Here is a 9457-nt window from a genome sequence, read left to right as displayed (position 1 = left end):
CATAAGATTCTTTCTAATGATGGTTTCGTTGCTTTTCATTATAGGTCTTATGGGACTTTTTTTCTACAACAAAATAGGCTCCATAATCCCTGCGGTGGATTTACCCACTACAGAAATTATAGAGCCTAGATATTTATCTTTTTAAGAAAAAGTCAATTGGCTAGTTATCAAAAAAATTGAGAATAGATTTCTTGAAACCGCTTGCATTATAATATTATAAATAGTATACTAAGTGTGGTATTACAATTCTACAAAAAATATACAAAATAAAGGAGAAATGTATGAAAAAAGTACTTTTTCGTTCACTTCTTGCTCTCTTGACGATTTTCCTGCTTCCTTTTCAGATAGTAGAGGCCTGTACAGGCTTTATCGTCGGCAAGAACTTAACAACAGACGGCTCAACTCTTTATGGCCGGACAGAAGATTTGGAGCCAAATCATAACAAGGTCTTTCTGGTTCATGAGCGAAAGACTAATGCAGCAGGCGAAAAATTAGTCGATCAGGTCAATGGGTTTGAATGGACCCTTCCTGCCGAAAGCTATAAATATACTTCTGTTTCAGATGTGACCCCTGCAGATGGAATCTACGATGAAGTTGGTTTTAATGAGTATGGTGTCTCCATCTCAGCGACTGTCTCAGCTAAGGCCAATAAGGCTATTCAAAAGGTGGATCCTTATGTGGAGAAGGGATTGGCCGAGTCTATCTTAACCACTGTAGTCCTGCCTCATGTCAAGACGGCTCGCGAAGGGGTAGAGCTGATGGGGAAAATTGTAACTGAGCAAGGTGCTGCTGAGGGCAATATCATCACCATCGCAGATAAGATCGGCGTCTGGTATATGGAAATCTTGTCTGGACACCAGTATGTAGCGATTAAGTTTCCAGATGACAAATACGCAGTCTTTCCTAATACCTTCTTCTTAGGCAGTGTCGACTTTGCTGATACAGAAAATGTTATTGCCTCTGAAGGTGTAGAAGAAGTAGCCAAGAAGGCCGATTCTTATAAGGAAATCGACGGGAAATTCCACATTTCTCAATCCTACAATCCGCCTATGGTAGAAGCAGACCGTTCTCGCGCTTGGGCGGGGATTACCAGCCTAGATCCGGAGGCACCGATTTCTTATAACGATGCCTACTTTGATCTCATGCACAGCACGAATAAGAAAATCTCAGTGGCTGATGTCATGAAAATGCAGCGCAACCGTTTTGAAGGTACTCAGTTCAAGCCTTTAGATCAGATGGAACTGGACGGTAAGGGCATCCCTCAGCGCGGTTCAGTAGATCCCGTTTACAAATATCCACTAGGCAATCCGAACGTTATGGAAGCCCATGTTTTCCAACTCAAAGACAATATGCCTGCCAGCATGGGTGGCGGTACTATGTGGCTGGCAGTAGGCAGTCCGCGTTTCTCCCCTTATCTTCCTTACAATGGTAATATCACAGATACTTACGGTGCTTATAAGGTCAACACAACTAGCTACAGTCCAGACTCTTGGTACTGGGTTGCATCCCATATCTATGACATGGCGGCTAAACATCAGGATCTCTTTGGCACTTCTATCCAGGATAAGTGGAAGGCTTTAGAAGCCAAAATGATTGAAGAACAGGCCGGTTTGGACCTTGCCAATGCGGGATTAGAAGATTCATCTGCTCAAGTGACTGCTGAAAGCATAGCCAGAGCAGAAGCTGTATTCAAAGAAATGAAAGCTCTGGAAGCAGAAATGGAAGCTAAGATTAAAGAAGCTGAGACAAAACCGTCTGATTCCAGCAGTTCATCATCTAGCTCTTCTGCAGAGACGAGCACTTCTTCCAGCAGCTCATCTACCTCCAGCACCAGCAGTTCCAGCTCCCAATCTTCTACTGATCAGCAGGTTATTGATAGTTTGGTAGACGATGCGACAGGTATCAGTCTGAAAAATGCTGACTTGGTCAAGGCCAGCCTGAAACTATCTGTGACTAAAGTAAACACAGACGACCAAAATGCAGATACTTATGACATCAAGCTGACAGACCAGCAAGGTCAGCCAGTCCATCAGGTCAGCCCTACTCTGGTGACCATGCCAATCCGCAAGGGAGCAACTGTAGAAGGAGTCTATGACCTTAAAGACGGCAAGCCAGCTGAAAAATTTGAGTTTACTGTAAATGAAAATGGAACAGTCCATTTCACGACAAGCCATTTTTCAAGCTATCAAATTCAATATAAAAAACCAAGCCCTGATGTTAAAAAGACGAGCAAATTCTTACCGTCCACTGGTGAACAAGTCACATTCTTAGGAATTATAGGTGTTATTCTTTTGGGTGTTGTTATCTACGTTTTGAAAAAATCTAAAAAGAAATAGAAGCCAGAAATCCCCTCAATCGAATGATTGAAGGGATTTTTACAAATGATGAACTTACTAGATTTTTTAGTTCACACATATTCTGAGTGAAGCTAAGCCTATAATAAAAAATAAACTGAATGCCTATCTCAGTACCACTGGCTGTAATCGTAAGTATTGAGGATGATGTCAGTGATTTCTTGCGGACTTTCCTGAGCACCGCTTGTAATCCAGAGAGAGACAATTCCTTCAATGCTGGATAGGAAAATCTCCAGAGCATATTTCTCTGGGACTCGGAAATTTTCTCGGAGAAAGGCCTCGGTACTGGCAGTTTGTTGCTCGCTGAGGATAATGCTAGTCATGAATTCTCGAATGGTTTCCCGAAAGTTGATATATTTGCTCTTTGCCACGGCATTGATCAGGCGCTCATTTTCCTTGAGATTTTGGAAATTTGCCATCATCAGCTCTCGGGGAGATGTTGCATGTTCTTCAAAAAGGCTGCGCAGCTGGGAGATAATTTCCTCTTTGAGGCGCTCCATCATATCATACTTATCAATGTAATGCAGATAAAATGTTCCGCGATTAATACCGGCTCGCTTGCAAAGTTTACTGACAGAAATATTTTCAAATTTTTCTTCTGAAAGCAGCTGGATTAGAGCTTCCTTGATGTCTTCCTTGGTGGATGTTTGGCGTTTTTGGGCCATCTTTGCTCCTTTTTATTAAATCAACACTTTGTTGATTTCTGACTATTGCAATTCACTTGTTTCCATTATATAATATCTTTGATAAATAATCAACATGTTGTTTATTTAATAAAAAATCTGCTAGTTATAAAGAATGAAAGGGTGAGGGAATGGCTTATATTGAGTTGAAAAATAGTTTTAAATGCTATCAAACAGGCGATACAGAAATTATTGCGAACAATGATATTTCTTTTGAAATTGAAAAAGGAGAGCTGGTCATTATTTTGGGGGCTTCCGGTGCCGGCAAGTCAACCGTCCTCAATATCTTGGGAGGCATGGATACCAATGATGAAGGGCAGATTTTGATAGACGGCCAGAATATTGCTGATTACACTTCTCATCAGTTGACTGACTACCGCCGCAACGATGTGGGCTTTGTCTTTCAGTTTTACAATCTGGTTCCCAATCTGACAGCCAAGGAAAATGTGGAGTTGGCTTCAGAAATCGTCAAGGATGCCCAGGATCCGATAGTGGCTTTGACGGCAGTTGGTTTGGAGAAACGAATAAATAATTTCCCCGCCCAGCTCTCAGGTGGAGAGCAGCAGCGGGTCTCTATCGCTCGGGCAGTGGCCAAAAATCCTAAGCTTTTGCTCTGCGATGAGCCGACCGGAGCCTTGGATTACAAGACTGGTAAGCAGGTTCTTCAGATTCTTCAGGACATGTCCCGCAAGCAAGGGGCGACCGTCATCATCGTAACCCACAATGCTGCTTTGGCTCCTATTGCTGATCGGGTTATCCGTATGCACGATGCCCGAATCCAGTCTGTTACTTTAAATGCTAGGCCTCAGGATATTGCCAGTCTGGAGTATTAGCGGGGTGAGTATATGAGAAAATCAATTCTTAATAAAGATATCTGGCTCTCCTTTCGTCAGTCAAGAGGACGCTTTATTTCTATTATGAGTCTGATGATGCTGGGCGCTTTTGCTTTGGTTGGGCTCAAGACATCTGGTCCTGATATTGAGCGGTCTGCCAGTCGCTATCTATCCAGTCTTAACACCATGGATCTAGCTCTTATTTCTGACTATGGGATTAGTAAGGAAGACCAGAAAGAGCTAGATGGGATAGATGGTGCTCAGGTGGAGTACGGTTATTTTACAGATGCTGTGATTGGCGAATCCTACCAAGCCCTTCGGGTCTTTTCTAAGCCAGATAATATTTCTAAATTTAAGCTGGTTTCTGGTAAATATCCAAGAAATGACCGAGAAATTGCACTGCTCAGCTCTTTTCAAGATCGTTACAAAATCGGAGATAAGATTACTGTAAACGAAAAGAGTGGCGGAAATCAACTTCTGACTCAGCACAGCTTTACTATTACTGGCTTTGTTAACTCAGGAGAGCTGGGCTCTACTGTTAATTTTGGCAATACCAATGTCGGAAATGGAACCTTGTCTGGCTACGCCCTTGTGCTGCCTCAAGCTTTTGATAGTCAAGTCTATACTCTTGCCCGTTTGACTTATAAGGATTTAAAGGGGCTGAATTCTTTTGGGCCTAACTATCGGACCAAACTGGAAAAACATCAAAAAGACTTGGAAAAACTGGTCGCAGATAATGCAGAAAATCGTTTGGAAGAAATCCAGTCAGCAGCTAAGAAGAAGATTCAGGACGGTGAAGCCGATTTGCAAAAAGCTCAGCAAAGTCTGATAGATGCTGAAAATCAGCTAGCGGATGGGCAAAATCAAATCAATCAGAAACAAACTGATTTAAACCAGGCTCAGTCGCAAATTGCTGAAAATGAAGGAAAACTAAGTCAGGCTGCCACCCAGCTTGCTGAGGCTGAACAGGTACTTGCCGCTTCAAAAGCTCAGCTGGATGCAGTAGCTCCGCAAATTGCCGCAGGTCAAAATCAGCTGAATCAAAACAAGGCACAATTAGATGCGGCACTTGCATCCCTGATGGCAGCTCAGCAAATCTTAGAGGGCAAAAAGGCGGACTTGGATACAGCCCAAGCTAGTCTCAGCCAAGGTCAGGCCGAATTGGAAGCTGCCAAATCTCAGCTTCAGGCGCAGCTTGCGGCTATTGAGGCTCAAGGTGGCGATCCTGCTGATTTTCCGAAAATTGCTGCTGCCCAGCAAGAAATTGCCACTAAGGAAACAGAATTGGCTGCTGCCCAGCAGGCACTAGAAGCTGGCAATGTCCAATATCAGACGGCACTTACAACCTACCAAGCTCAGGAAGCTTCTTATCAATCTGGCTTAAGCCAGTACCAGGAGGCTGTCGCCCAGTTTGAAAGTAAAAAAACAGCCTATAATGTCGGTTTAAACCAATATCAGACAGGATTAGCCAGTCTTGAAAGTAAAAAAGCTGAATATCAGTCTGGCGTCAATCAGCTGGCCCAAGCCAAAGAACAGTTAGCAGCAGGCCAGCAGCAGATTGACCAAGCTCAAGCAAGCCTAGATGAGAAAAAATCTGAGTTTGATCAGCAAAAGGGAGAGGCAGAGAGCAAGATTAAAACGGGACAGGCAGAGATTCAAAAAGCTAAAGAAGAAGCTGCTGGTCTAACGCTTCCAAGTTACCATGTCTATACCCGACGCAACTTTCCGGGAGACACAGAGTATCAGATAACGGCAACTCGTGCCAGCGGTATGTCCTCGGTCGGAAATGTCTTTCCAATCGTACTTTACTTGGTGGCAGCTTTGGTAACCATGACGACGATGACACGTTTTGTGAGTGAGGAGCGCATGAACGCAGGAATTCTTCGGGCCTTGGGCTACGAAAACAGAGATGTCATCAAAAAGTTTGTTGTCTATGGCTTAATTGCAGGTGTCCTGGGAACGATTTTGGGTATTCTTGCGGGAACCTACTTTCTGCCCTATATCCTTGGGAAGTCACTCTTCCAAACCTCTACCTATCCAGCGATTAGACTGGATTTCTACTGGCAAATTAGTTTGGCTGCCCTAGTTCTTTCTTTTATCTGCAGTGTTGTACCAGCACTTTACATTGCTCACAAGGAGTTGAAAGAAAAGCCAGCTCAGCTGCTTTTACCCAAGCCTCCAAGCAAGGGTTCAAGCATTTTATTGGAAAAAATCGGCTTTATCTGGCGTCGTCTCAGCTTCGCTCAAAAAGTGACTGCCCGCAACATTTTTCGCTACAAGTTGCGTATGTTTATGACCATCTTTGGGGTGGCTGGTTCCGTCGCTTTGCTCTTTGCAGGACTAGGCATCTCTTCCTCTCTGGGAGGAATTGCAGAGCGGCAATTCGGCGAAATTTTTCAGTATGATATGATTGTTGTGGAAAAGAATCGTAACAGTCAAGCAGAAGAACAGTCTCTGATTCAAGCCTTGAAATCAGACAAAGTATCTGACTCCCAAGGCATTTACCGTGAGACTTTTACCAAAACCATCAAGGGTCTCAAAGATGAGCAGTCCATTGCTATGTTTGTGTCAAAAAACAATGACTTTAAAGGTTTTATGGAGCTCTACGATAGTCAAAGTGGGCAAAAATTGCCCCTTTCAGATAATGGCATTGTTCTTTCAAGAAAACTGGCGACTGTTTTAAATGTATCGGTCGGAGACAGCATTGAACTGACATCTGATGAAGGGAAGGCCTACAAACTAAAGGTTTCAGGTATCTCAGAAATGTATGCAGGCCACTTTCTTTTCCTGAATCAAACCTATTATGAAAAGGTTTTTGCCCGAGATTTTGCGATTAATGCCTATCTAGTCAAGCTCAAAAATCCTTCAAGCAAGAATATTCAGGCTAGAGCTGCTGATTTTATGAAAGAGACCGGTGTTCAAACTGTCGTACAGGATATTGAAGTGATAGAGTCGATTAATGCAGCTGTCAAGTCTTTGGGCTTGGTCATGCAGATTCTAACTCTGGTCTCCATTCTCTTGGCAGTGGTCATCCTTTATAATTTGACGACGATCAATGTCTCTGAGCGGATTCGAGAGTTGTCTACCATCAAGGTACTGGGTTTCCATAACAAGGAGGTAACCCTGTATATCTATCGTGAAACGATTGTCCTCTCACTGATTGGCATTGTGGTCGGAATCTTTGCTGGGAAGACGCTTCACAGCTTTCTGTTGCAGATGATTGCACCGGACAATGTTCTTTTCAATCCAGAAGTGTCCTTTACGGTTTACCTGATTCCAGTCATTTCCATCATGGGTATCCTAATCCTTTTAGGTTATATGGTCAATTACAATCTCAGACGGGTAGATATGCTAGAAGCTCTCAAGTCGGTGGATTAATATTCGTATATAACTTCCCTCAATGTTTTTTGAGTGGAAGTTTTTTTGATCTTTGTTATAATATTTCTTGTATAGAAAGAGAAAGATACGATGAAAAGAAAAATTGCTTTATTGTCAGATGTTCATGGCAATGCGACGGCTCTGGAGGCCGTCTTGGCTAACGCAGAGAGTCAGGGAGTGACGGACTACTGGTTTTTGGGTGATCTGCTCATGCCAGGGACTGGTCGGCGTAATATTCTGGACAGACTGGATCAGTTGCCCATCAGCCTACAGGTTCGGGGAAATTGGGAAGATAGCCTTTGGCGTGCCCTGCACGGCAAGCTGGACTTGTCTCGCCCTAGCCATCTTTACTTGACCAGGCTCTGCCATTTTATCTTGGAGGAAATTCGTCCAGAAGAAATTGACCGTATGCAAGAGTTACCTCTGCAAGTTTTGACAGAAGTAGAAGGTTTGAAGATTGCAGTCAGCCACCACTTGCCGGATAAAAACTGGGGTCGGGAGCTGATTCATATCGGTGAACAGGCCGATTTTGACCGACTCTTTGAGGGAAATGAAGCGGCCATTGCCATCTACGGCCACATCCACCAACAATTCCTTCGTTATGGAACGGGTGGCCAGCTGGTTATCAATCCAGGCTCCATCGGTCAGCCCTTCTTTTTGGACGCGACTTTGCGGCAGGATCTGCGAGCCCAGTATGCTATCATCGAAATTGATGAGACCGGTCTGAAGGATGTGGACTTGTGTAGAGTCGCCTACGATGTTGAGCAGGAGTTGGAAATAGCGCGTGAGCTCCAGTTGCCCTATTACGAAATTTATGAGGAAAGCATAGTCAATGGCATTCACCATACCCACAATCACGATCTCTTGCGAGAAATCAGTGAGAGGGAAGACTATTTTGCCTCGGTTAAGGAGTTCTTGAGAGACCCTTTATAAACTTGCAGCGCCTGCAGAACAATGTTTTTTTGTCAATTAAATAAGCGGTCGAAGATTCTTGTTTCGACCGCTTTATCTATTGGCATGATTCTAAAATCCTCCGCCACTTCCTCCGTGACTTCTGCCTGATGAAGACGTATGTGTGCTGCTACCACCAGAACTAGAGTTGCTGCTAGGTTCTGGTTTTGGTTGCTTGCTTACCTTTGAGAAGAGGAAGAATTCTTGAGAATTGGTAATCTGAAGGCTGTTTTTCTTGATGTAATCAGCGGCTCCGGTTTGATAATGGACGGATTTGAGCTGACCTTTCATTCCTGTTACGATGAGATAGGCGATACCAAAACCGATAGCCATAGCCCCAGGAATCCAGTACCAATCTAAAGGTTCCTTGGGGAGATTATGCACATCATAAGGCTGTCCTTTTCTGGCTTGCGTCAGAAAGTCATCGCACTGCTTAGCGTAGGTTGTAAAAGCAGCATTGTAGTCACCATCTTTTAAATCAGGCAAGAACTGCTTTGATAGATAATCTAAGCCAGCATCGGTAAAAGCAGTGATGCCGTAGCCTGTTGTTGAAATGTGCCATTTTCGTTCTGTCATACTGACTAAGAGAAGAAGACCATCGTGATTTTTCCCTTGGCCGTAGCCATTGTAATCGAAGTAATCATCTGCAAAGTCTTGGACGCTCTTTCCTTCCAGACTCTTGACGGTTACGACAACGACATCGCATTTTTGGCGCTGACTAATGTCTTCGAGCTTTTCTAGCAAGACTTTTTCTTGCTCTGGCTTCAGCAAGTCGGCATCATCTACCAGTAACTTATTGGCTGATGAATCAAGAAGCTTGACCACCTTATTGAGATAATACCGGACACAGCTATAATTGTTTTCACCGCTCTCAAAAGCTTCCCAAAGTATGTCGTCACTCTTTTCGCCTAGCTTTTCTTCAGCATTTCCAGCATAATAGACGGTCCACTCGTCCTTTTCCTCATCGACAGCAAGGAGAACGCCTTCGGCTGTCCCTGCAGTTTCTTGATAAATCTTTTCAGCATAGGCTTGAATGCCATCTTCACCTGCTGACTTGGCTGCCAGAAAGTAGACTTTGAAGTGATAGCGCTCATCAATCTCTTTGGCGGCTTTATTAATCTCGGCAATTTCCTCACTGGAAAAGGCGGAGACTTCATCGCGAATATAGCTGGTTTCTTCTTCTGCACAGACGGTTCCAATCATGAGCAAGGAAAGCAGAAGGGTTGTCAGTAAAGTTATGAATTTCTTCAACATAGTC

Annotated in this window: 6 protein-coding genes; 4 read left to right on the top strand and 2 right to left on the bottom strand. The window is 43.7% G+C overall.

All coding sequences use genetic code 11. From position 1 onward, the window contains the following. Positions 1–281 precede the first annotated feature (281 nt). Complete coding sequence (locus tag FZ952_RS08130; RefSeq protein ID WP_148881290.1) at positions 282–2336, top strand: C69 family dipeptidase; 2055 nt, start codon at positions 282–284, stop codon at positions 2334–2336. Between the two features lie 128 nt (positions 2337–2464). Here FZ952_RS08130 and FZ952_RS08125 read toward each other — a convergent pair whose 3' ends face one another. Then, on the bottom strand, positions 2465–3019 hold the full coding sequence (locus tag FZ952_RS08125; RefSeq protein WP_148881289.1) for a TetR/AcrR family transcriptional regulator: 555 nt from the start codon (positions 3017–3019) through the stop codon (positions 2465–2467). Between the two features lie 149 nt (positions 3020–3168). On the opposite strand from FZ952_RS08125, the gene FZ952_RS08120 reads away from it, so the two are divergent. The 3 genes from FZ952_RS08120 to FZ952_RS08110 all read left to right on the top strand — a co-directional run bounded on the left by FZ952_RS08120 (position 3169) and on the right by FZ952_RS08110 (position 8181). Then, positions 3169–3870 carry an ABC transporter ATP-binding protein gene (locus FZ952_RS08120; RefSeq protein ID WP_148881288.1) on the top strand — a complete coding sequence of 234 codons (702 nt, stop codon included), beginning with the start codon at positions 3169–3171 and terminating at the stop codon, positions 3868–3870. A 12-nt stretch (positions 3871–3882) separates the two neighbouring features. Next, entirely contained in the window at positions 3883–7248 is a 3366-nt protein-coding gene (locus FZ952_RS08115) for an FtsX-like permease family protein (protein ID WP_148881287.1), read from the top strand. 90 nt (positions 7249–7338) lie between these two features. Continuing rightward, positions 7339–8181: a metallophosphoesterase family protein gene (locus FZ952_RS08110; protein ID WP_148881286.1), complete on the top strand. Its 843-nt coding sequence runs from the start codon at positions 7339–7341 to the stop codon at positions 8179–8181. 90 nt (positions 8182–8271) lie between these two features. On the opposite strand, the gene FZ952_RS08105 is transcribed toward FZ952_RS08110, so the two are convergent. Then, entirely contained in the window at positions 8272–9453 is a 1182-nt protein-coding gene (locus FZ952_RS08105) for a TPM domain-containing protein (protein ID WP_148881285.1), read from the bottom strand. Positions 9454–9457: the final 4 nt, after the last annotated feature.

The organism is Streptococcus sp. Marseille-P7376 (assembly GCF_902460385.1).
Lineage (GTDB): Bacteria > Bacillota > Bacilli > Lactobacillales > Streptococcaceae > Streptococcus > Streptococcus sinensis.
Note: the sequence above shows the minus strand (reverse complement) of the source record. Positions and strands in the feature narration are given on the sequence as shown.